At 73.0% G+C, this 20,715-nt stretch carries 18 protein-coding genes and 1 riboswitch; of the genes, 8 read left to right on the top strand and 10 right to left on the bottom strand.

Annotated elements, in window-relative coordinates:
• Window positions 1-21: 21 nt before the first annotated feature.
• The 7 genes from ACFYM0_RS12410 to ACFYM0_RS12380 all read right to left on the bottom strand — a co-directional run bounded on the left by ACFYM0_RS12410 (window position 22) and on the right by ACFYM0_RS12380 (window position 7,530).
• Complete coding sequence (locus ACFYM0_RS12410; protein WP_388499881.1) at window positions 22-882, bottom strand: 3-hydroxybutyryl-CoA dehydrogenase; 861 nt, start codon at window positions 880-882, stop codon at window positions 22-24.
• 174 nt (window positions 883-1,056) lie between these two features.
• The gene (locus ACFYM0_RS12405) at window positions 1,057-2,232 is read right to left on the bottom strand and encodes an acyl-CoA dehydrogenase family protein (protein WP_388499880.1); all 1,176 of its coding nucleotides are present in this window, start codon (window positions 2,230-2,232) and stop codon (window positions 1,057-1,059) included.
• A gap of 59 nt (window positions 2,233-2,291) precedes the next feature.
• Window positions 2,292-3,467, bottom strand: coding sequence for an acyl-CoA dehydrogenase family protein (locus ACFYM0_RS12400; RefSeq protein ID WP_388499877.1), 1,176 nt, complete (start codon window positions 3,465-3,467; stop codon window positions 2,292-2,294).
• 68 nt (window positions 3,468-3,535) lie between these two features.
• Complete coding sequence (locus tag ACFYM0_RS12395; RefSeq protein WP_388499875.1) at window positions 3,536-5,620, bottom strand: acetate--CoA ligase family protein; 2,085 nt, start codon at window positions 5,618-5,620, stop codon at window positions 3,536-3,538.
• Between the two features lies 1 nt (window position 5,621).
• On the bottom strand, window positions 5,622-5,813 hold the full coding sequence (locus ACFYM0_RS12390) for a ferredoxin (protein WP_388499872.1): 192 nt from the start codon (window positions 5,811-5,813) through the stop codon (window positions 5,622-5,624).
• On the bottom strand, window positions 5,810-7,132 hold the full coding sequence (locus ACFYM0_RS12385; protein WP_388499870.1) for an NADH-ubiquinone oxidoreductase-F iron-sulfur binding region domain-containing protein: 1,323 nt from the start codon (window positions 7,130-7,132) through the stop codon (window positions 5,810-5,812). Before ACFYM0_RS12385 ends, ACFYM0_RS12390 begins: the two co-directional genes overlap by 4 nt.
• Entirely contained in the window at window positions 7,129-7,530 is a 402-nt protein-coding gene (locus ACFYM0_RS12380; protein WP_388499867.1) for a hypothetical protein, read from the bottom strand. The genes ACFYM0_RS12385 and ACFYM0_RS12380 overlap by 4 nt, the downstream gene beginning before the upstream one ends.
• Before the next feature lie 406 nt (window positions 7,531-7,936).
• Between ACFYM0_RS12380 and ACFYM0_RS12375 the strand changes: the two genes are divergently transcribed.
• From ACFYM0_RS12375 to ACFYM0_RS12345, 7 genes are all read left to right on the top strand, one after another.
• A complete protein-coding gene (locus ACFYM0_RS12375; protein ID WP_388499865.1) occupies window positions 7,937-9,160 on the top strand; it encodes an aromatic ring-hydroxylating dioxygenase subunit alpha in 1,224 nt (407 codons plus the stop codon).
• 73 nt (window positions 9,161-9,233) lie between these two features.
• Entirely contained in the window at window positions 9,234-10,364 is a 1,131-nt protein-coding gene (locus ACFYM0_RS12370; RefSeq protein ID WP_388499862.1) for a spermidine/putrescine ABC transporter substrate-binding protein, read from the top strand.
• Between the two features lie 103 nt (window positions 10,365-10,467).
• Window positions 10,468-11,289 carry an ABC transporter permease gene (locus tag ACFYM0_RS12365; protein ID WP_327256606.1) on the top strand — a complete coding sequence of 274 codons (822 nt, stop codon included), beginning with the start codon at window positions 10,468-10,470 and terminating at the stop codon, window positions 11,287-11,289.
• The gene (locus tag ACFYM0_RS12360; RefSeq protein WP_388499858.1) at window positions 11,286-12,143 is read left to right on the top strand and encodes an ABC transporter permease; all 858 of its coding nucleotides are present in this window, start codon (window positions 11,286-11,288) and stop codon (window positions 12,141-12,143) included. Before ACFYM0_RS12365 ends, ACFYM0_RS12360 begins: the two co-directional genes overlap by 4 nt.
• A 5-nt stretch (window positions 12,144-12,148) precedes the next feature.
• Window positions 12,149-13,234, top strand: a complete 1,086-nt coding sequence (locus ACFYM0_RS12355; protein ID WP_388499856.1) for an ABC transporter ATP-binding protein — start codon at window positions 12,149-12,151, stop codon at window positions 13,232-13,234.
• A 58-nt stretch (window positions 13,235-13,292) separates the two neighbouring features.
• Entirely contained in the window at window positions 13,293-14,609 is a 1,317-nt protein-coding gene (locus ACFYM0_RS12350) for a flavin monoamine oxidase family protein (RefSeq protein ID WP_388499853.1), read from the top strand.
• A gap of 97 nt (window positions 14,610-14,706) precedes the next feature.
• On the top strand, window positions 14,707-16,044 hold the full coding sequence (locus ACFYM0_RS12345; RefSeq protein WP_388500219.1) for an aminobutyraldehyde dehydrogenase: 1,338 nt from the start codon (window positions 14,707-14,709) through the stop codon (window positions 16,042-16,044).
• Here the strand turns inward: ACFYM0_RS12345 and ACFYM0_RS12340 are convergent.
• From ACFYM0_RS12340 to ACFYM0_RS12330, 3 genes are all read right to left on the bottom strand, one after another.
• Window positions 16,034-16,609, bottom strand: a complete 576-nt coding sequence (locus ACFYM0_RS12340) for a putative glycolipid-binding domain-containing protein (RefSeq protein WP_388499851.1) — start codon at window positions 16,607-16,609, stop codon at window positions 16,034-16,036. The genes ACFYM0_RS12345 and ACFYM0_RS12340 overlap by 11 nt on opposite strands.
• A 20-nt stretch (window positions 16,610-16,629) precedes the next feature.
• On the bottom strand, window positions 16,630-17,082 hold the full coding sequence (locus ACFYM0_RS12335; protein WP_388499849.1) for an Ohr family peroxiredoxin: 453 nt from the start codon (window positions 17,080-17,082) through the stop codon (window positions 16,630-16,632).
• Between the two features lie 75 nt (window positions 17,083-17,157).
• A riboswitch (guanidine-III (ykkC-III) riboswitch) is annotated at window positions 17,158-17,220 on the bottom strand.
• A 52-nt stretch (window positions 17,221-17,272) separates the two neighbouring features.
• On the bottom strand, window positions 17,273-18,292 hold the full coding sequence (locus ACFYM0_RS12330; RefSeq protein ID WP_388499846.1) for an AraC family transcriptional regulator ligand-binding domain-containing protein: 1,020 nt from the start codon (window positions 18,290-18,292) through the stop codon (window positions 17,273-17,275).
• A 200-nt stretch (window positions 18,293-18,492) separates the two neighbouring features.
• Here ACFYM0_RS12330 and ACFYM0_RS12325 point away from each other — a divergent pair, with 200 nt between their 5' ends.
• Window positions 18,493-20,628 carry a hypothetical protein gene (locus tag ACFYM0_RS12325; RefSeq protein WP_388499844.1) on the top strand — a complete coding sequence of 712 codons (2,136 nt, stop codon included), beginning with the start codon at window positions 18,493-18,495 and terminating at the stop codon, window positions 20,626-20,628.
• Window positions 20,629-20,715 lie beyond the last annotated feature (87 nt).

Below are 20,715 nucleotides of genomic sequence, written 5' to 3'. Positions count from 1 at the left end.
AACGGCCGGCGGGCACGGCGGTCAGGAATAGGTGTGGAAGCCCCGGCCGGTCTTGCGGCCGAGCAGGCCCGCGTCCACCATCCGGGCCAGCAAGGGCGGCGGTGCGTACAGCGGTTCCCGGTACTCCGCGTACATCGACCGGGCGATCGCCTGGACGGTGTCCAGCCCGATGAGGTCGGCCAGGGCCAGCGGCCCGAGCGGGTGCGCGCAGCCCAGGGTCATGCCCCGGTCGATGTCCTCGGCCGACGCGGTCCGCGATGCGGCCATCCGTACGGCGGCCAGCAGGTACGGGACGAGGAGCGCGTTCACCACGAACCCGGCCCGGTCCTCGGCCTGGACGACCTCCTTGCCCAGCACGCCGGAGGCGAACTCCCGCGCGCGCCGGACGGTCTCCGCGGAGGTGAGCAGGGAGGGCACCAGCTCGACCAGGGGAAGTACCGGGACGGGATTGAAGAAGTGGAGGCCGACGACCTGCTCCGGCCGGGACGTGGCCGCCGCCAGCCGGATGACCGGGATGGAGGAGGTGTTCGTCGCGAACACCGCGTCCCTGCGCCCGACGGCCCGGTCGAGCCGGGCGAAGACCTCCAGCTTCGCCCGCTCGTCCTCGGCCACCGCTTCGACGACGAGGTCCCGGTCGGCCATCCGGTCCATGTCCGTGGTCATCGCGATCCGCCCCGCGGCGGCGACGCGTTCGGCGTCGGTGAGCTTTCCGGCGGCCGTGGCGCGGGCCAGGGAGCGGGCGATCCGCTCCAGGCCCGCGTCCGCGGCCCGCCGGCTCGTCTCCACCACCACGACGTCCCGCCCGGCGCGGGCGCAGACCGCGGCGATCCCGGAGCCCATCAGGCCGCACCCCACGATCCCGACGCGTTCGACATCGGTCATCGGCTCTCCTTCTTCGGACTCGGACGTTCCTCGTGCGGTTCTCTTACGGTTCGTTCTCGTACGGGTCGTTCCCGTACGGGTCGCTCCCGGACGGATGGACCGACTGACGGGCGGGCGGATCCGGCGGTGGTCCGGGCCGCGGACCGCGGACGCGGCCCGGACCGCCGCCCGGGGTCACACGGAGGACGGCATCCGCAGGACTCCGGTGCCGCGCTTGACGAGTTCGCCCGCGATGATCAGGCGCTGGATCTCGGAGGTGCCCTCCCAGATGCGGTCGACGCGCAGTTCGCGGTACAGCCGCTCGACGGGGTACGAGCGGTCGTAGCCGCGGCCCCCGAAGATCTGCAGGCAGCGGTCGATGACCCGGCCGGACGCCTCGCTCGCCGACAGCTTGGCGATGGCGGCCTTCGCGTGCAGCGTCTTGCGGTCGAGGACGCCCTCGTCGACCTCCCAGGCGACCTGGTGGGTGTAGGCGCGGTTGACGGCGATGTCGACGGCGCAGTCGGCGAGCATGCCCTGGATCAGCTGGAAGTCGGCGATGGGGGAGCCGAACTGGCGGCGCTCGACCGCCCAGTCGCGGGCGAGCTCCAGGGCCCGCTCCGCCGCTCCGATCGTGCGCGCGGCGATCATCAGCCGTTCCTCGGTGAACCAGGAGCGGGTGATGTCGTAGCCGGTGCCCACCTCCCCGAGCACGGCGTCCGCGGGCAGGCGGACCTCGGTGAAGGCGAACTCGGGGTGCTCGTAGACGAAGGTGTGCATCCAGCGGGGCACCCGGGTCATCTCGATGCCGGGGGTGTCCTTGTCGACGAGGAACAGGGTAGGTGCCCGCTCCTCACCGGCGGCCGCGAGGACGATCATGAAGTCCGCGTGGTCGCCGACGGTGACGAACCACTTCTCGCCGTTCAGCACCCAACCGCCGTCCCCGGTCCGCGTCGCCGTGGTCCGCAGGCTCTGCGGGTCGGAGCCGGCCTCGGGCTCGCTCACCGCGTAGCAGTCGCGGCGCTGTCCCCGGATCACCGGGACGAGGTACCGCTCGCGCTGTTGCGGCGTGCAGAAGGACAGAGCGTTGGCGGGTCGCCACACCATGTCCCACAAGGCGCCGGTGAGCCGTCCGAGTTCGGCCTGGACGGTGACCTGCTCCAGGATGCTCAGTCCGGCCCCGCCCCACTCCGCGGGCATGTTGACGGCCTGGAGGCCGCTGTCGAGGACGGCGTCGCGGATCTCGGTGTGGGCGTGCGCGGGGAGGCCGTTGTTCTCCTCGCAGTCGAGTTCGTACTTCATGATGAACCCGGTGAGGGCGCGCGCCGAGTCGCGGAGCTCTTCCTGACGGGTGGTGAGGCGGAAGTCCATGTGCTGTTCGTCCTCGTGATCGTGGTGGAGGGGGCAGGTGGTGGTGGCGAGGGGGCCCGTCAGGAACGGCCGGGCAGGGCGAGCGCCCGCGTACCCCGCTTGACGAGCTCGTTGGCGATGATCAGGCGCTGGATCTCGGAGGTGCCCTCCCAGATCCGGTCGACGCGCAGTTCGCGGTACATCCGCTCGACGGGGTACGAGCGGTCGTAGCCGCGGCCGCCGAAGATCTGCACGCACCGGTCGACGACCCGTCCCGCGGCCTCGCTCGCGGCGAGTTTCGCCGTGGACGCCTTGGCGTGCAGGGTCTTGGCGTCGGTGTGCGGCTGGTCGGCCTCCCAGGCGACCTGGTGGGTGTAGGCGCGGTTGACGGCGATGTCGACGGCGCAGTCGGCGAGCATGCCCTGGATCAGCTGGAAGTCGGCGATGGGGGAGCCGAACTGGCGGCGGCCGACCGCCCAGTCGCGGGCGAGCTCCAGGGCCCGCTCCGCCGCTCCGACGGTCCGTGCGGCGATCATCAGCCGCTCGTCCGTGAACCACTCCTTCGTCAGCTCGTAGCCGTTGCCGACCCCGCCGAGCACGTCCTCGTCGGCGACGAAGACATCGGTGAAGGTGAACTCGGGGTGCCCGTTCACCGCGGAGTGCATGAACCGGGGGACCCGGGTCATCTCGACGCCCGCCGCCCCCTTGTCCACGAAGAACAGGGTCGCGGCCCGCTCCGGGCCCGCATCGGCCTGCACCAGCAGGAAGTCGGCGATGTCACCGCAGGTCACGAACCACTTCTCGCCGTTGAGCAGCCAGCCGCCTCCGGTGCGGGTCGCCGTGCTCGTGCACGAGCCGGGGTCCGAGCCGGCACCGGGTTCGGTGACCGCGAACGCGTCGAACCGCTCGCCCCGGATGACGGGCAGGAGGTACTTCTCGCGCTGCGCCTCGGTGCCGTGGGCGAGGACGTTCGCGGGCCGCCAGGGGATGTCCCAGAGGCAGTTGGTGACCTTGCCGAACTCCTCCTCGACGATGACCTGGTCCAGCAGGGACAGGCCGGCTCCACCCCAGGCGGCGGGCATGTTGATCGCGTAGACCCCGGCGTCCATGGCGGCGCGGGTCAGCTCGCGGACCGTCTCGGCGGGCAGCGGGCCGCCCGCCTCCTCGGACTGGTCCTCGTACCCCATCAGGAGTCGTGCGTAGCCGGCGGCGCGGGCCTTGAGGTCGGCCTGCTCGGGCGTGTAGCGGAAGTCCATGGCGCTCTCCAGGGCCTAAGAAGCAGATGGGACAAGGGGGATGTGAGGTGTGGAAATGCGGCGCGGGGTCAGCCCAGGACGGCCCGTGCGTCCAGCGCCAGGGCGCCGTCCGGGCGGACCAGCAGTGGGTTGACCTCCAGCTCGGCGATCTCCGGATGCGCGGCGGCCACCGTCGTGATGCGTTCGATCGCGGCGGCCGCGGCGGCCACGTCCACGGCGGGCCGGCCGCGGACACCCTCGAGCAGGGCGGCGCTCCGCAGCCCCCGCAGCAGCTCCTCGGCCCGCCGCGCCGGTACGGGCGCCAGCGCGAAGGCCACGTCGCGCAGGGTCTCGGTGAGGATTCCGCCGAGCCCGACCATGGCCACCGGTCCGAAGCGGGGGTCACGGTTCACGCCCACGATCAGTTCGATGCCGTCCGAGAGGTCCGCCATGGCCTCGACCGAGTACGAGCCGGCGCCGAGCCGGGCGCGCATGTCCCGGTAGGCGGCGAGGAGTGCGTCCCGGTCGGCCAGGCGCAGCGCCACCCCGCCCGCGTCGGACTTGTGCAGCAGGTGCAGGGCCTTCAGCACGTACGGGCCCTCGAGCTCCCGTGCCGCGTCCCGTACTCCGGCCTCGTCGGTGACCTGGCGGGCGGCCGGGAACGGCACACCGGCGGCGCCGAGCAGTCCGCGCACCGCGTGGTACCCCGGATCCCGCAGCGGCACGGCGGCGGGGGGCAGCGCGGGGAGCGCGGGCGGCTCCGGTGCGCAGCCCGTCACCCGGCGGGTCATCGCCGACAGCGCGCGGGCCGCGTCCTCGGTGGCGGAGAACACCGGTATCCCGGCTTCGGCCAGCACCAGGCAGCTCGGCGACTGCGGATACATCGACTGCACCACCAGGGGTTTCGGCGACTCCGCGAGATGGGCGACGATCTTCTCGGCGGCCCTCGTCTCACCCTCCGCGAGCACGGAACCGCCCGCCTGACCGCCGCCCAGCCCGCCCCCGGACGCGGCGTACCCGCCGAAGTAGCCCGTCATCAGGACCGCGTCGACCTCCTCGGCGGCGAGGAGTTCCCGGGTCGTGTCGGCGTAGGAGAGGGGCTGTTGCTCGCCCATCCCCGCCAGGTCGACCGGATTGCCGACCGCGGACTGCCGCCACAGCACGGTCCGCAGCCGGTCCTGGGTCGCCGCGGCGAGCTCCGGCACCTGGAGACCGGCGTCCTCGGCGGCGTCGGCCGCGATCGCCCCGTGGCCGCCGCCGTCGGTGAAGACCGCGGTCCGGCGCCCTGTCGTACGAGGGCCGGGCCGGCTGCTCACCGCGGCCAGTACCACGGTCATCTCCCGTGGTGTGCGGACGAGTTCCACCCCCGCGTCGCGGCAGGCGGCGGCCACGACGTCGGCCGAGGTGGTGAGCGCCCCGGTGTGCGACCGGGCGCTGCGGGCGGACGCGGAGCCGCGCCCGGCGGTGAGCAGGACCACCGGTTTGCCCGCGGCGGCGGCGGCCCCGGCGAAGGCCCTGCCGTCGCCGAAGTCCTCGGCGTACACGGCGATCGCCGTGGTGGCCTCGTGCCGGGCGCAGTCCTCGACGAGGTCGACGAGGGTGACGTCGGCCTGGTTGCCGAGGGACACGAACCGGGAGAAGCCCAGGCCGTGCGGCGCGCCCCGGAGCTGGAGTTCGAGGGCGAGGTTGCCGCTCTGGCTGAGCAGGGCGGTGCCGCCGGGCGTGAAACCGTCCGAGGCGAGGTACAGCTCGGTCGTGTTGTCGGCGATGCCCAGGCAGTTGGGTCCGACGAGCACGGCTCCGGCCTCCCGGACCCGGGCGACGACCGCGCGCTGTCGGGCCGCGCCCGCCGGGCCGGCCTCCGCGAAGCCGGCGGTGATGCCGACGATCGCCTTCGCCCCGCAGGCCAGGGCGTCTTCCACGGCGGCTTCGAAGCCGCTGCCGGGGACGGAGATCACCACCAGCTCGACGGGTTCGCCGATGGCGGCGAGGGACGGGGCCGCCCGTCTGCCGAGGACGGTGCCGCCGCGCCGGTTCACCAGGTGCACCGGGCGCCGGCCATCGGCGCGCAGGGCCTGGGAGGCCACCGCGTGGCCGTACTTCGCCGGATCGTCGCTGGCGCCGACCACGGCGACCGAGCGCGGGTCGAAGAGTGCGGTCAGATCGCGTCCCATGTCACTTCTCCACTCGGAGGGCGGAGTTGGGGCAGCTCGCGGCGCAGTCACGCGCCGCTTCCTCGGTTCCGGGCGGGACGGCGACGGCGATGACCTTCGCGTAGCCCCACTCGTCGAGTTCGACCAGGTCGGGTGCGTGTTCCTGGCACAGTCCGTAGCCCTGGCAGCGGGTGGAGTCCAGCAGGAGTTTCACGGTGTTCCTTTCAGCACGGGCATACGGGGTACGGCCTTGTCGTCCAGGGCGGTGTCGTCCACGGCGGCCTCGGAGACCTCGGGTACGGCCACGGTGAGTCGGCCCCCGTGACCGCCCGCGGGCGGGGCGGCGGCGCAGCTTGGACAGGGCCCGCGCAGGTGGGACCGGACGGTTCCGGGGAAAGCGCGCGGCAGGCTGCCGGCGACGCTCGCGGCGGCGTCGAGCAGGCCGCACGCGCCGCGCCCGGGCAGCCCCAGCGACCACCGCTCCAACCGGGCGGGAGTATCGGGAGCGGCGGTGCCCGAGGCGAGGGCGTACACGGCATCGCGGACCGCGGCGGTGCCCGAGACGCAGACCCCGCACTGCCGTGCGCTTTCCGCCGCGAGGTGGCCGACGGCGTCGGCGGCGGTGCTCACCGGGCAGGCTCCGGCGGCGAGGAACCGGATGGCTCCGCAGCCCAGTGCCGTGCCCGCCGCGGCGAGCGCGCCCGGTTCGAGGGGGAGGTCCAGGGCGCGGGCGTCGATGAGCCCGCCGAACAGTCCGCCCATCAGGGCCCCGGCGGCGTCCGGGACGCCGAGCGCGGCGGCCAGCGTGCGCAGGGGGACTCCGTAGGGGACTTCGGTGAGGAGGGGGGCGGCGCTCCCGCCGGACAGGGTCACCAGGGTGGAGCGGGCGATCGCCTGCCGCAGGCCGGGGCGGGCGGCGGTGAGGGCGATGCGGGCGAGCGTCTCGACGTTGGACACCAGGGTCGGCGCGCCGCCGATCCCGCGCTCGAAGGGGCGGGGCGGTTTGGCGGTGGGCAGGGCGGGCCCGCCGTCGATCCGGCGGACGACCGCGCTCTCCTCCCCGGCGACGTAGGTGTGGGCGGTCTCGACGACCTCGACGGGCAGGCGCGGCTCCCGTTCGGTGAGGGCCCGGCGGACGCGGTCGGCGGCCACCGGGTCCGAGAGGTAGACGTAGCCGCGTACGGCGCCGGTGACCGCGGCGGCGCGGGCGAGGCCGTCGAGGACCAGATGGGGCCTGGCCCGCAGCAGCCAGCGGTCCTTGACCGAACCGGGCTCGCCCTCCTCGCCGTTCGCCACCACCACCGGGACGCCGCCGCGCTCGCGGACGGCACGCAGCTTGACGGCGGCCGGGAAACCGGCCCCGCCGCGCCCGCGCAGACCGGATGCGGCGAGGTGGCGCAGCAGCTCGTCCGGTCCGGTGGCGTCGGCGTAGCCACCGGTGGCGAGGTACGCCTCGGCGTCCTCCACCGTGTCCGGCGAGGCTCCGAACACGGAGCCCGGTGGCCGCCCCACCGGGATTCGGATCGTGGTCATCGGCTTTTTCCTGTCGGGGAGTTGGCGCGCAGGGTGCGTACGGCGCTTTCGAGTGCGGCGCGGTCCGCGGTGGTTCGGGCGTATCCCGTTCCCGGGAGGCCGATGAGCATGCGGTGGTGTTCGAGGACCACCTCGCCGGCGAGCAGGGCGGCCGGGTGGTTGGCGTGCCCGGCCCCGTCGGCGGCGGCGGTCACCAGCGCGGCGACCTCGGCCAGGTAGCGCAGCCAGCCGCGCCGGCCGCCCCGCAGGATCAGCCGCTCCAGGTGCCGCCGCTCGGAGGCGACGAGTTCCGCCGGGGGATGGTGCGAGGAGGCGCGCAGGGCGGCGACCGCAGCGGGCAGTTCCCGCTCCGGTTCGGGGGTGAGCCCGAGCCAGTCCAGACGCCGACGACCGCTCATGCGTGCCTCCGGTAGGGGTGGGGTGCCGTGAGAGACCGGGGCCGGTGACGGGGAGCCGGGGGCGGGGTGGGGATGCCCGGGGTTCACCGCGGGGGACGCCGGTGGCGTGCGGCAGGAAGGGATGGAGGAGGGTGCGGGCCCGGGCAGGTGCCAGGGCGGCGCGGCTGCGTCCGGCCCGACAAAAGGCCCAGAAGAGGAGGAACGCCGGTGCAGCGACGAGAATTACGCTAGCTGACCGATCGGTCAGCGTACAAGTCTTGACCCGGCGGAAATCAGCCAGCAATCTGACTGTCCAATCGGTCAGCAAGGCCTTGGCGTCCGCCGCGGCCCGCTGCCCGCCGCCGGGTCGTCTCGCCGCCCAACGCCGAGACCGATCACCGCACCGCCGGTACGGAGGAGTCACCCGATGCACTCCAGAGCCCCCGAAAAGCCCCCGTCCGACCAGCCGGTCCAGGCCGACCCATCGGTCCAGGCCGACCAGCCGGTCCCGGACGCCCCCGGGCCCGCCCTGTCAGCCCGCTACTACACCGATCCCGACCTGGCCGCCGAGGAGGTCGGCCGGGTCTTCGCCAAGGCCTGGCAACTCGTCTGCCACGAGTCCGACCTGCCGAACCCGGGCGCCCGGCTCGCCGCCACCGTCGCGGGCCGCGAGGTGCTCGTCGTCCGCACCGAGGACGGCGCCCTTGCCGCCCACCTCAACGTGTGCCGCCACCGCGGAACACGCCTGGTCACCGCCCCCGAACCGGCCGGGAAGGCGATCCGCTGCCCCTACCACGGCTGGACCTACCGCCTCGACGGAACCCTGGTCGGGGCCCCGGAGGCACGGCAGATCCCCTGCCTCGACAAGCCCGCGCTCGGCCTGTTCCCGGCCCGCGTCGAATCCTTCCTCGGCTTCGTGTTCGTCAACCTCGACCTCGAGGCCGTCCCCCTGGCACAGCAGTGCGCCGGGCTCGCCGAGGCCGTCGGCCACTACGCCGGGGCCGGCCTCGTACCGGTCGGCCGCGCCCGGATCCACGACCTGGCCGGAGCCGAGGTGCAGGAGGCCAACTGGAAGGTGACGGTCGACAATTACCTGGAGGGCTACCACGTACCGGTGGCCCACCCCGGCCTGATGCGGCTGCTCGACTACCAGGGCTACACCTGTGAGATCGAGGAGTCCTACGCACTGTTCGCCTCGCCCCTGCGGGACAAGCCGTCCTCGAACTGGGCCGAACGCCTCTACCAGCGCATCGCCGCCCCCATGCCCGGCCTCGCCGAAGCCGACCGGCGGGTCTGGCGGTACGCGGTCATCTATCCGAACACCCTGATCGACTTCTATCCCGACCACGTCCTGGCCTGGACCGCGATCCCGACGGCGGTGGACCGGGTGGCCGTCCCCGGCGCCTTCTACACCCGGCGCGGTACGGGCCTGCGCACCCGCCTCGCCCGCCGCCTGAACATCCACATCGGCTGGATCACCAACGACGAGGACGTCGAGCTGGTCGCCCGCGTGCAACAGGGGCTCTCCACCCCCGGATTCGAGCCCGGACCGCTGTCCCGCCGCGAGTCGGCGGTCGGCTGGTTCGCGGGCCGCATCCGGGCGGACCTGGACGCCGGCGACGAGCCCGGCGCGGCCGGCCCCGGGCGCTGAACCACCCCCGAGGCACCCTTCGTTCGCCTTCCCCCTCGCCCTCCACAGTCACACCCCTACGGAGAGGACCCGCATGTCCCCCGAGGCACACCCCCTGTCCAGACGTTCCCTCCTCCGAGCCGCCGGCGCCGGCGCCCTCGGCCTCGCGGCAACCGGCTGCGGGTTCGCGTCCGGCGACGACCCGGCAGGCAAAGCCGCCGGGGAGGCGCCGATCGACGTCAAGATCGATGGCGACCTCGTCTACTTCAACTGGGCCGACTTCGTCGACCCGGCCGTCTTCGAGGGCTTCGAGAAGGAGTACGGCGTCAAGGTCGTCCAGTCGAACTTCGACTCGATGGAAGGCATGGCCGCCAAGCTCAACTCCGGGAACCGGTACGACATCATCTTCCCCACGGCGAAATGGTCCCAGCGCCTCGTCGCCGGGGGGAAGCTGCGCACGATCGACCACACCCGGCTGAAGAACGCCGAGGCCGTGTTCGGCGGCTACGACTACTTCGCCGACCCCTGGTACGACCCCGGCTCCCGGCACACCGTGCCCTTCACCATGTACAAGACCGGCATCGGATGGCGCCGCGACCGGCTCGGTGATCTGACCGGTTCCTGGGGCGACCTGTGGAACGAGCAGGCCAAGGGCAAGGTCTTCGTACTCGACGACCGCGACGAGGTGCTCGGCCTGGGTGCGCTCAAGCTCGGTCTCGGCCTCACCACCGACGACCAGGACGACCTCGCGCGCGTCACCGACACCCTGCGCTCGCTCCGCCCCCGCCTGCGCGGCTTCTCCAGCGACAGCTACAACAACCTGCTCAACGGCAACGCCGACATGACCCAGGCGTGGAGCGGGGACATGGCCGCCATGCTCGCCCAGGCGCAAGACCCCACCGTGTTCGGCTTCGAAGTCGCCCGTGAGGGCGCCCCCCTCAACTCCGACTGCTACGCGATCCCCGCCAACGCGCAGCACCCGGGCACAGCGATGCTCTTCATCGACTACATGCTCCGTCCTTCGAGCGTGAAGAAGAACATCGAGTACATCGGCTACCCGATGCCGGTCCGCGGCACCGAGGACACGTACACCGCGCTGGTGGAGCCCTTCCCCCAGTGCCAGGTGACGGCGGCCGACCTCAAGGACGACCTCTACTTCCGCAACGCCACGGCCAAGGGCGAGCAGCACCGCGACGCCGCCTGGACCGACGTGAAGGCCGGCTGAGATGGGAGAACCCGATCTCCGGGATCCCCGGCGCCGATCCGGCCCGGCGCGGCCGCCGCGCGGGGGAAGGGCCGAGCCGGAGGCGAGGCTGTGGACCTGGTTCATGCTCCCCGGCACCCTGTGGATGACCGGCTTCCTCCTCGCCTCCCTGCTGCTCGTGGCCACGCTGGCCTTCGGCACCACCGACCCGCTCGGAAACCCGCGCTTCGGGCTCAACTTCGAGAACTTCGCCGCGCTCGCCGATCCGGCCTACCGCACCGTCCTGCTGCGCTCGCTCGGGTACGCGCTGATCACCTGCCTCGTCTGCCTGGCCGTGGGCTACCCCGTCGCCTACGCCATCGCCCTGCGCGGCGGCCGCTTCAAGAACCTGCTGATCGCCGCGATCGTGGTGCCGTTCTTCGCCAATTACCTGGTCCGGATGTACGGCTGGTCCGTCGTGCTCTCCGACGACGGGCCGGTGCTGAAGGCCCTGCGCGCGATCGGCCTGGCCGACGGCGACAGCAAGATCCTCCAGACCGCCCCGGGGGTCATCGCCGGACTCGTCTACGGATTCGTCGTCTTCATGATCATCCCGCTGTACGCGGCCATGGAGCGGATGGACACCTCGCTCATCGAGGCCGGACGGGACCTCTACGGCGGCCCCTTGAGGACCTTCCTCTTCGTCACCGTGCCCGCCACCCGCCAGGGCGCGGCCGCCGGCTGCGTCCTCGTCTTCCTGCCCGCCATGGGCGACTTCGTCAGCGCACAGCTCATGGGAGGCCCCGACCAGATCATGATCGGCAACCTGATCCAGGACAAGTTCTTCCAGGGCCAGAACTGGCCGCTCGGTTCGGCCCTGACCATCCTGCTGATGGCGGTCCTGCTGCTCGGGATGCTCGGCTACCTGAGGCGCACCCGCAAGGACGAGGCGGAGGCGGCCCGATGACCCCGCGCCCCGTTCCCCGTACGGCACCTCGCAGGCGGCGGCGCGGCGCCGACCGCCGGCCCCGGTTCGCCATCGCCGTCACCGCCGTCTTCTTCGTGCTGCTCTACCTCCCCGTCGGCGTCGTCGTCCTCTTCTCCTTCAACGCGCAGAAGTCCCTCACCGTCTTCGACGGCGTGAGTCTGCGCTGGTACCGCGCGTTCCTCCGCGACGACGCACTCATCGGCTCGCTCGGCATGAGCCTGCGGGTGTCCCTGGTCGCGATGGCCGTCTCGCTCGTCCTCGGGGTGCTCCTCGCCCTCGGACTGGTCCGCGGCCGCGGCCGCCTCGGCTCCTTCGCGGGCCTGGTCATGCTGGTACCGCTGATCACCCCGGAGATCGTCACCGGCGTCGCATCGATGATGCTCTTCAAGGGCCTCGGCATCAGCCTGTCCACCACCACCGTGATGCTCGCCGAGATCACCTTCTCCGTCTCCTACGTCACGGTCATCCTGCGCTCCCGCATCGCGGCCCTCAACCCGGAGGTCGAGGAGGCGGCGATGGACCTCGGAGCCACCCGCCGCCAAGCCCTGCGCCTGGTGACCCTGCCCGCGCTGCTTCCCGGCATCCTCGCGTCCGGGGTACTGATCTTCGCCCTGGTCTTCGACGACTTCGTCCTCGCCTACTTCACCACCGGCGTCGACCCGCAGCCGCTTTCCGTCCGCATCTACTCGGCGATCAGGTTCGGCGTCCAGCCCACCATCAACGCCGTCGGCACCCTGATGCTCGTCGGCTCCATCGCCCTCATCGCGTTCGCGCTCGCCATCCCGCGCCTCTTCGGCCGCCGAGGCGGCCTCGATCTGCTCCCCGGGAAGTGACACCGATGCACCACCCGAACCCTCAGCCCGCCGTCCGCCTCGACCGGGTCGCCAAGCAGTACCGCAACACGGACACTTACGCCGTCCACGACGTCACCCTGGACATCGCCCCGGGCGAGTTCTTCTCCCTCCTCGGCCCTTCCGGCTGCGGGAAGACCACCCTGCTGCGCATGACCGGAGGATTCACCGACCCCACGGAGGGCAGCGTCCTGCTCGGCGGCGAGGACGTCACGGGCCTGCCGCCCAACAAGCGCGACGTCAACACCGTCTTCCAGAGCTACGCCCTCTTCGACCACCTCTCGCTCGCCGACAACGTGGCCTTCGGCCTCAAGCGCAGCGGCGTGCCCCGCGCCGAGATCCGCCAACGGGTCGGCGACATGCTGGACCTCGTACAGCTCGGCGAACTGGCCGGACGCAAACCGCCCACCCTCTCCGGCGGCCAGCGCCAGCGCGTCGCCCTCGCCCGCGCCCTGGTCAACCGGCCCCAAGTGCTGCTCCTGGACGAGCCGCTGGCCGCCCTCGACCTGAAACTGCGCCGCCGGATGCAGGTCGAGCTCAAGCAGATCCAGCGGGAGGTCGGCATCACCTTCGTCTTCGTCACCCACGACCAGGACGAGGCCCTGACCATGTCGGACCGCCTCGCCGTCATGAACGAGGGCCGCATCGAGCAGTGCGGCACGCCGGAGGACGTGTACGAGCGCCCCACGACCAGCTTCACGGCCACCTTCATGGGCACCTCCAACCTGGTCCCGGGGACCTACCGCTCCGGCCGCGTGGTCCTCGACCAGGGACCGTCCCTGCCCGTCGGTCCCCGGTCCGGCGTCCCCGACGGCAGCCGGGTCAGCCTTTCGATCCGCCCCGAGAAGATCTGGCTCTCCGGGTTCGAACCGGGCATGGCCAAGGTCGGCGGAGTCGTCCGGGAGACCGTCTACTCCGGCCCGACCACCACCTACCTCATCGAACTGGCCCCCGGCGTCACGGTGTCCGTACTGGAGCAGAACACCGTCCGCTCCCGCATGGAGGACCGCTGGAGCGGCGGCGAGCAGGTCGAGATCGGCTGGAACCCCGAACACTGCCTGGTCCTCGACTGACCGGTCCTCCCGTCGCCCTCCCGCTGCCACCCGGCACCGACCGAAGGAAGCACACTCCATGAACCACGACGTCATCGTGCTCGGCGCCGGACTGGCAGGTCTCGCCGCCGCGCGCGACCTGGCCGCGGGCGGGGCCGACGTCCTCGTCGTCGAGGCCCGCGACCGTGTCGGCGGCCGCGTCGAGCAGACCACCCTCCCCGACGGCCGGCTGGTCCAGCTCGGCGGGGAGGTGGTGGGCCGGGCCCACACCGCCTACATCGGCCTCGCCGCGGAACTGGGCCTCACTCTGGTCCCCAGCTACGTCGCCGAGCCCGGCGCCCTCATCCGCGCCACCCCCGAAGGAGTCTCCGCCACGGACCCGCCCCACTGGTTCGGCCCCGGCGACGACGCCTGCCACGCGAAGGTCACCACGGCCTTCACCGCGCTCGCCGCCACCGTCGACCCGGCCGACCCCTGGTCCCACCCCGACGCCGCGCACCTTGACAGGCTGTCGGTCGGCGACTGGCTCCGCGCCCAGGGCGCCACCCAGGCCGTCGTACGCCTCTGGGAGATCGGCCAACTCGCCCTCGCCGACGGCTCCTGCGAACGGACCTCCCTGCTCGCGGCCCTCCGCAAACACGCCGCCGTACCCGGCGCCGGTCACTACGAGTACGAGGCGTGGGAGGGCCTGCGCGTCGCCGAGGGCTCGGCGACCTTGGCCCTGCGCATGGCCGAGGCCCTCGGCGGCCGGATCCGTACGGGCTCACCCGTCGAGCAGGTCGCGGTACGGCGGCCCGGCCGCAGCTCCGTACGCCTGGCCGGCGGCGAAACCCTCACCGCCGCCGCCGTGGTCAGCGCCCTCCCGGCCGGCCCGCTCCGCTCGGTCGCCGTCACCGGAGTCTCCGACGAGCGCCTCTCCTCCCTGCACCGCCAGCGCCACGCGCTCGCAGCCAAGTTCACCGCCGCGTACGCCCGGCCCTTCTGGCGCGACCGGGGCCTCAGCGGCCTCTCCGAAAGCGAAGGGATCCTCGGCAGCACCTGGCCGCAGAGCGAAGGCATCCTCTCCGCCCTCGTCCCGCCCGAACGCTACGGCGTGCTCCTCGGTACGCCCGTCCCCCTGCGCACCGCCGAACTGCTGGCCGACATCGCGCGCCTCTACGGCGACGAGGCGAACCGGCCGCTCGCCACGTTCACCCGCTTGTGGGGCACCGACCCGTGGACCCAGGGCTACGTCACCCAGTGGACCCCCGGAGACGTCATGGCCGTCGGCCCGCGGCACGGCACCCACGAACCCCCCTTCTACCTGTGCGGATCCGACCAGTGGGTGGCCGGCTACATGGAAGGCGCCGTACGCACCGGACGCGCCGCCGCCGAGGAGGCCCTGCGCCGTGGCTGACACCCCGCACGACCACATCGGGCCCCTGCACGATCACGTCGGGCCCCTGCGCAACCACATCGGGGGAGTGGACCGGCCGGCCGCCTCGGGTGCGGCCATGGCCCTCACCGACCCCGCCACCGGCCGCGTGCACCGCCACGCCCCGCGCTCGGGCCCCGCCGACACGGACGCGGCCTGCCTCGCGGCGGCGGCCGCGTACGGGCACTGGTCCACCACCACCCCGGCGGAGCGACAGCGCGCCCTCCTCGGCATCGCCGACGCCATCGAGGAGCACGCGGAGGCCTTCACCGCCGCCGAGACCGGGGACACAGGCAAGCCCGCCGGGCAGTTCAGGGACGATGAGCTCCCCGGGATCGCCGACAGCTTCCGCTACTTCGCCGGAGCCGCGCGGAACCTCCCGGGCGCCGCCGCGGGCGAGTACACCGAGGGCCGCACCTCCGTTCTGCGCCGCGAGCCGGTCGGGGTCTGCGCGCAGATCACCCCCTGGAACTATCCGCTGATGATGGCCGCGTGGAAGGTCGCTCCGGCCATCGCCGCAGGCAACACCACGGTGCTCAAGCCTGCCGACACCACCCCCTCCTCGTCCGTGCTGCTGGCCCGCATCGCCGCGGAACACCTGCCGCCGGGCGTGCTCAACGTCGTCTGCGGAGACCGCGACACCGGCCGCGCCCTCACCGCCCATCCGGCGGTCGCCCTGATCGCCGTCACCGGCAGCGTCCGGGCCGGACAGGAGATCGCGGCGGCCGCCGCGGCCGGCCTCAAGCGGGTCCACCTGGAACTCGGCGGCAACGCCCCCGTCATCGTCCACGAGGACGTGGACGTGAAGGCGACCGCCGCCGCCCTCGCCGCGGTCGCCTACTACAACGCCGGCCAGGACTGCACCGCGCCCACCCGGCTCCTGGTCCACCGCCGGATCCACGACGCGTTCCTCGCGGCCTTCGCCGCCGAGGCGGCCGGGCTCCGCGCCGGCGCCGACTTCGGCCCCCTCAACAACACCGCCCAACTCGCCTCCGTACGGGGACTGCTGGACCGCCTGCCGTCCCACGCCAGGATCGTCACCGGCGGCGGCCGGATCGCGCGCCCCGGCTTCTTCCACGAGCCGACCGTGGTCGCGGGCGTCCGCCAGGACGACGAGATCGTGCAGGAGGAGGTCTTCGGACCCGTCGTGACCGTCCAGTCCTTCGCGGACGAGCCCGAGGCCCTGCACCTCGCCAACGCAGTGCGCTTCGGCCTGGCCGCGAGCGTGTGGACCACCGACCACGATCGCGCGATGCGCGCCACCCGCGCCCTGCACACCGGCATCGTCTGGGTGAACACCCACGGCACGACGGTCTCCGAGATGCCCCATGGCGGAGTCAAGCACTCCGGCTACGGCAGCGACCTCTCCCTGTCCGGCCTCCTGGACTACACCCAGGTCAAGCACGTCATGCTGTGAGCGGGGCCGCCAGAGACGGGTAGTCCAGGACCAGTCCGTCGTCGTCGAAGCCGATGTCCGCGCGGAAGCCGTCGGATTCGTAGCGGACGCGCGCGCCGCGGTCGTCGCGCGCGAGAGGCGTGTACGTCTGCCGGTTCGCGCCGACGGCGAGGTCCGGGACCGAAACCCAGGCCATGAGGAAGTGGTGCGGTCCGGTTCCGGGCCGCCGGTGCAGGCCGTGGCGGAGGACGGGCATGGTGTTGGTCATCGGGCAGAGGCCCAGGTCGCAGTCGACGGCGCCGTCGAGATCGGGGCGGTGCGCGCCGTCCACGGTCCAGCGTCCGCGGTCGCCCCGAAGGTCCAGTTCCCGGGTCGACGCCGCGGTCTCGACCGTCACGTGGAGGCGCGAGGTCACGTAGCCATCGGAGGTTTCGAGGCTGTACGTCAGCCAGTACGGTTCGGGGTCCAGCCCGACGGAGCGCCCGCGCGCGGTCAAGGCGCCCTGGGTGAGGTCGACCCACGCGGTCGAGTAACCCGAGCCGGGGAAGACCTCCCAGGTGCGCACCAGGCGCCGGGATCCGCTCATGCCGTCACCGTACCGGCTGCTCAGGCCCCATCGGCGGACGCCGGGTCGTCCAGGGCCAGCAGGGTCAGCGGTACGTTGCCGCGTACGGCCTGGGAGTAGGGGCAGACCGCGTCCGCCCGGTGCAGCAGCGGCTGGAGGTCCGCGGCCCGCCAGCCGGGCAGGCTGACGGTCAGGGACACCGCGAGGCCGTAGCCGGCGGGCGTGTCCGTGGTGCCGAGCTGCACTTCGCACGCCACGCGCGCGGCGGAGGCGTCCGCCCCGAACTCGGCGGCGACCTCCGCCAGCGCGGAGGTGAAGCAGGCGGCGAAACCGGCGGCGAACAGCTGCTCGGGGTTGGTGGTGCCCGGGACCTTCTTGCGCGGCGGGGCGAGGCGGACGTCCAGGCGCCCGTCGTCGGTGCGGACGGTTCCGGTGCGGCCGCCGGCGGCGTGCGCGGTCGTCCGGTACAGGCTGCGGGTGAGTGGCACGGTCATGGCGTTCGGCCCATCTTGCTCGACGAGGACGCTGCCCGGGTGCGGACAGCGGAAGGCGCCGCTCGTGCGGCACCTCGCGCGTCGTCGTGCGTAACCGGGTACGGCGCATCTCGTCCGGGGCCATGGGTCGGCCGCCGGACAATCTAGCAACGGAGCCGGCCGGGCGGGGCGCCGCCCGCGGTGACCCTTCTCACCCGCGGCCGGCCCCCTCGGGATCCGCGGACACGGGCCGGTGCCGGCTCCTGTAGGCCCCCGGAGGCATGCCCTCCCACCGGTTGAAGGCACGGACCAGGGCCGTCGCGCCGCTCAGGCCGACGAGGGGGGCGACCCGGTCCAGCGGCAGGTCCGTGGTCTCCAGCAGCCGCCCGGCCCGGCCGTGGCGGGCGCTGTCGAGGAGCGCGCGCCACGACGTGCCCTCCGCCTGCAGGGACCTGCGCAGCGTCCGGACGCTGAGGCTGAGCTCCCTGGCGGGGCCCTCGGGGCCCGCGTCCTCGAGGGCGGCGACTTCCAGCCACTGCCGTACGCGCTCCGCGACGGTCACGGGCGCGGACAGCCGGTGCAGGAGCCGGTCGGCGTAGGCGCGGTGCAGGGCGTCGAGCGCCGGGTCGTAGAGGGGCCGGCGCCGGTCGAGGTCCTCGTCGGCGACCGTGATCGCGGTCTCCGGGGCGTCGAAGGAGACGGGGCAGCCGAGGACGCGGGCATAGGGCTCCGCGGAGCCCCCGCGGGGGTGGGTGAAGGACACGGCCAGGGGCGCCCAGCCGTCGCCGGCGATCCAGCGGCCCGCCCGCACCATGCTGCTGACGATCGCCTCCACCCGCTGGGGGTGCATGGCCGCCGGGTCGACGGCCGGCCGGTAGCGGACCCGGCCGACGCCGTCCCTGCGGTGCAGGGTCACCGTGCCCGACGGGCTCACCAGGGAGTGGTAGCGCTCGGCCGCCCGCGCGGCGTCCGCGAGGCTGGCGCAGGTGAGGACGAGGTGGCCCAGGATGTGCAGGCCCTCGGGCCGGATGCGGTCGCCCACGAGGAGCCCGGTGTGCGGGCCGGCGCCCACGGCGCCGAGCACTTCGTCCCACAGGGCGCGCATCTCGCCGACGGCGAGCCGGTCCGTGGGCGGGGTCCGGGGGCCCGGCCTGCCGGTGCCCTCCGCCGTGGCGCTCAGGACGGCGAGGGCGTAGCACGCGGTGACGGAGGGCGGCTCGATGGCTGACACATCGGTCAGTCAATGCGGGCGCGCGGTCCCCGTCAACACCGCCCGCGGGGCGGCGCCGGGGCCGGTCCGGAGAGTCAACGGGTTGGCCGCCGAAGTCAATGACGGCGCCGCGTGCGGCTCCTAGGGTCGTCCTCGGCCTTCGGCCTTGGTCCGCACCCACGCCATGTCATGGACGCGTCATGAAGAAGGAAGGGATGGGGATGAACCGACGAAGAGCCCCCGGGCGGAGCCGGTACCTGCTGACCGGCCTGGTCCTCGCACTGATCACCCTGCTGCTCGGCCCCCCTGCCGCCGGGGCGGCGGCCGGATCGCGATGGTGGGAGCCCGTGGCGCGCCCGGCCCCGGACTCGCAGGTCAATGTCTCGGGGGAACCGTTCACCGGGACCGATACCCAGGGCCGGGTCCGCGGATACGTCGACGGGCACGTGCACCTGATGTCCGACGAGGGCTTCGGAGGACGGCTGGTCTGCGGAAAGGTCTTCTCCACGGCGGGGGCGGCGGACGCCCTCAAGGACTGCCCCGAGCACTACCCGAACGGCGTCCTCGCCCTCTTCGACATGATCACCAAGGGCGGTGACGGCCGGCACGACCCGACCGGCTGGCCGACGTTCCGCGACTGGCCGGCCCACGACTCCGCCACCCACCAGCAGACGTACTACGCCTGGGTGGAGCGGGCCTGGCGGGGCGGCCAGCGGATCCTGGTGAACGACATGGTCACCAACGGCGTCATCTGCTCGCTCTACTTCTTCAAGGACCGCGGCTGTGACGAGATGTCCGCGATCAGGCTCCAGATCCAGAAGACCTACGAGCTCCAGGACTTCGTCGACGCCATGTACGGCGGCGCGGGCAAGGGCTGGTTCCGGGTCGTCACCGAGCCCGAACAGGCCCGCACGGTCATCCAGGAGGGCAAGCTCGCCGTCGTCCTCGGAGTGGAGACCTCCGAACCGTTCGGCTGCAAGCAGGTGCTGGACGGCGCCCGCTGCACCATGGCCGACATCGACCGCGGCCTCGACGAACTGCACCGGCTGGGCGTGCGCAGCATGTTCCTGTGCCACAAGTTCGACAACGCCCTGTGCGGCGTCCGGTTCGACTCGGGAACCCAGGGGATGGCCATCAACGTCGGCCAGTTCCTGTCGACGGGCACCTTCTGGAGTACGGAGCCCTGCCCCGGCGCCGAGCACGACAACCCGATCGGCTTCGGGCTGGCCGCCGGGGGTCACGAGGAGGCGGGCGCCGCCGTGACGGCCGGGAAAGCCGGCACCTCGACGGCGGATGCGGACGCGGACGCGGAGGCGGAGGCCCGGATCCGGGGCGCCCTGCCGGAAGGAGTCGAACTGCCGGATTACGGCGCCTCCTTGCGAGCCGCACAGTGCAACCGCCGGGGTCTCACCGCCCTGGGCGAGTACGCGGTGCTGGGCATGACCAGGCGCAACATGATGCTGGAGATCGACCACATGAGCGTCAAGGCGGCCGACCGGGCACTGCGCGTGCTCGAAGCCGAACGCTACTCCGGCGTACTGTCCACCCACGGCTGGATGGACGACAACTGGACCGAGCGGGTCTACCGCCTGGGCGGCTTCATCACGGGCCACATGTACGAGGCGCCCGCGTTCGCCGCGGAAGCGCGCAGGCACGCCGCCCTGCGCGCCGAGTACGGCGCCGGGTACGGCATCGGCACCGACATGAACGGCTTCGCCTGGCTCCCCGGCCCCCGGGCCCCGGCCGGGAACCCCGTCCGCTACCCGTTCCGCAGCCCCGACGGCGGATCGGTCCTCGACCGGCAGGTCACCGGCTCGCGCGTCTGGGACGTCAACACCGACGGCGGCGGCACCCACTACGGCCTCGTACCCGACTGGATCGAGGACATCCGGGTCACCGGCGGCCAGGACGTGGTGGACGAGCTCATGCGGGGAGCCGAGGGCTACCTGCGCACTTGGGAAGGGGCCGACGGTCACACCACCCCCTACGTCCCGATGGTCCGCGGCTACCGCCCCCACGCAGGGCACTTGGCGTCCTCGCGCTCCCTGCCCGCCGGGTTCACCCACGAGGGGGTCTGGAAGGTGCTGCGGGATCCCGCGCCCGGCACCGTCCGGCTCTACGAGTGCAAGGTGGCGAACCATTCGCTGCTGACCGCCGACGCGGGGTGCGAGGGCCAACAGCCCCTCGGCGCGGTCGGATACGTCTACGCCAAGGCGGTGCCGGGCTCGGTGCCCCTCTACCGGTGCTACGTGCCTTCCGTGTTCGACCACTTCGTCTCCAACAGGGCCGACTGCGAAGGGCCTTACGTGCGGGAAGGTCTGCTGGGCCACGTCATGCCGGTGGCCGCGTCTCCGTAGCGCCGGACGCAAGGGTGCCCCCGGCGCGTGCGACCCGGGGGCACCACCGCGGCGGTCCGGGCCCGGTGCGGCGGCCCGGTCCTCCGC

It is taken from the genome of Streptomyces sp. NPDC006487, assembly GCF_042870555.1.
In the GTDB taxonomy this organism is placed as follows: Bacteria; Actinomycetota; Actinomycetes; order Streptomycetales; family Streptomycetaceae; genus Streptomyces.
Note: the sequence above shows the minus strand (reverse complement) of the source record. Positions and strands in the feature narration are given on the sequence as shown.

Excerpts from the sequence above, each read along its gene's own strand:
- ACFYM0_RS12350 (WP_388499853.1), top strand. The coding sequence starts at position 13,293 with ATGAACCACGACGTCATCGTGCTCGGCGCCGGACTGGCAGGTCTCGCC.
- ACFYM0_RS12395 (WP_388499875.1), bottom strand. The coding sequence starts at position 5,620 with ATGGGACGCGATCTGACCGCACTCTTCGACCCGCGCTCGGTCGCCGTG.
- ACFYM0_RS12345 (WP_388500219.1), top strand. The coding sequence starts at position 14,707 with ATGGCCCTCACCGACCCCGCCACCGGCCGCGTGCACCGCCACGCCCCG.
- ACFYM0_RS12385 (WP_388499870.1), bottom strand. The coding sequence starts at position 7,132 with ATGACCACGATCCGAATCCCGGTGGGGCGGCCACCGGGCTCCGTGTTC.
- ACFYM0_RS12370 (WP_388499862.1), top strand. The coding sequence starts at position 9,234 with ATGTCCCCCGAGGCACACCCCCTGTCCAGACGTTCCCTCCTCCGAGCC.
- ACFYM0_RS12410 (WP_388499881.1), bottom strand. The coding sequence starts at position 882 with ATGACCGATGTCGAACGCGTCGGGATCGTGGGGTGCGGCCTGATGGGC.
- ACFYM0_RS12355 (WP_388499856.1), top strand. The coding sequence starts at position 12,149 with ATGCACCACCCGAACCCTCAGCCCGCCGTCCGCCTCGACCGGGTCGCC.
- ACFYM0_RS12400 (WP_388499877.1), bottom strand. The coding sequence starts at position 3,467 with ATGGACTTCCGCTACACGCCCGAGCAGGCCGACCTCAAGGCCCGCGCC.
- ACFYM0_RS12340 (WP_388499851.1), bottom strand. The coding sequence starts at position 16,609 with ATGAGCGGATCCCGGCGCCTGGTGCGCACCTGGGAGGTCTTCCCCGGC.
- ACFYM0_RS12325 (WP_388499844.1), top strand. The coding sequence starts at position 18,493 with ATGAACCGACGAAGAGCCCCCGGGCGGAGCCGGTACCTGCTGACCGGC.
- ACFYM0_RS12365 (WP_327256606.1), top strand. The coding sequence starts at position 10,468 with ATGCTCCCCGGCACCCTGTGGATGACCGGCTTCCTCCTCGCCTCCCTG.
- ACFYM0_RS12405 (WP_388499880.1), bottom strand. The coding sequence starts at position 2,232 with ATGGACTTCCGCCTCACCACCCGTCAGGAAGAGCTCCGCGACTCGGCG.
- ACFYM0_RS12375 (WP_388499865.1), top strand. The coding sequence starts at position 7,937 with ATGCACTCCAGAGCCCCCGAAAAGCCCCCGTCCGACCAGCCGGTCCAG.
- ACFYM0_RS12360 (WP_388499858.1), top strand. The coding sequence starts at position 11,286 with ATGACCCCGCGCCCCGTTCCCCGTACGGCACCTCGCAGGCGGCGGCGC.
- ACFYM0_RS12380 (WP_388499867.1), bottom strand. The coding sequence starts at position 7,530 with ATGAGCGGTCGTCGGCGTCTGGACTGGCTCGGGCTCACCCCCGAACCG.
- ACFYM0_RS12335 (WP_388499849.1), bottom strand. The coding sequence starts at position 17,082 with ATGACCGTGCCACTCACCCGCAGCCTGTACCGGACGACCGCGCACGCC.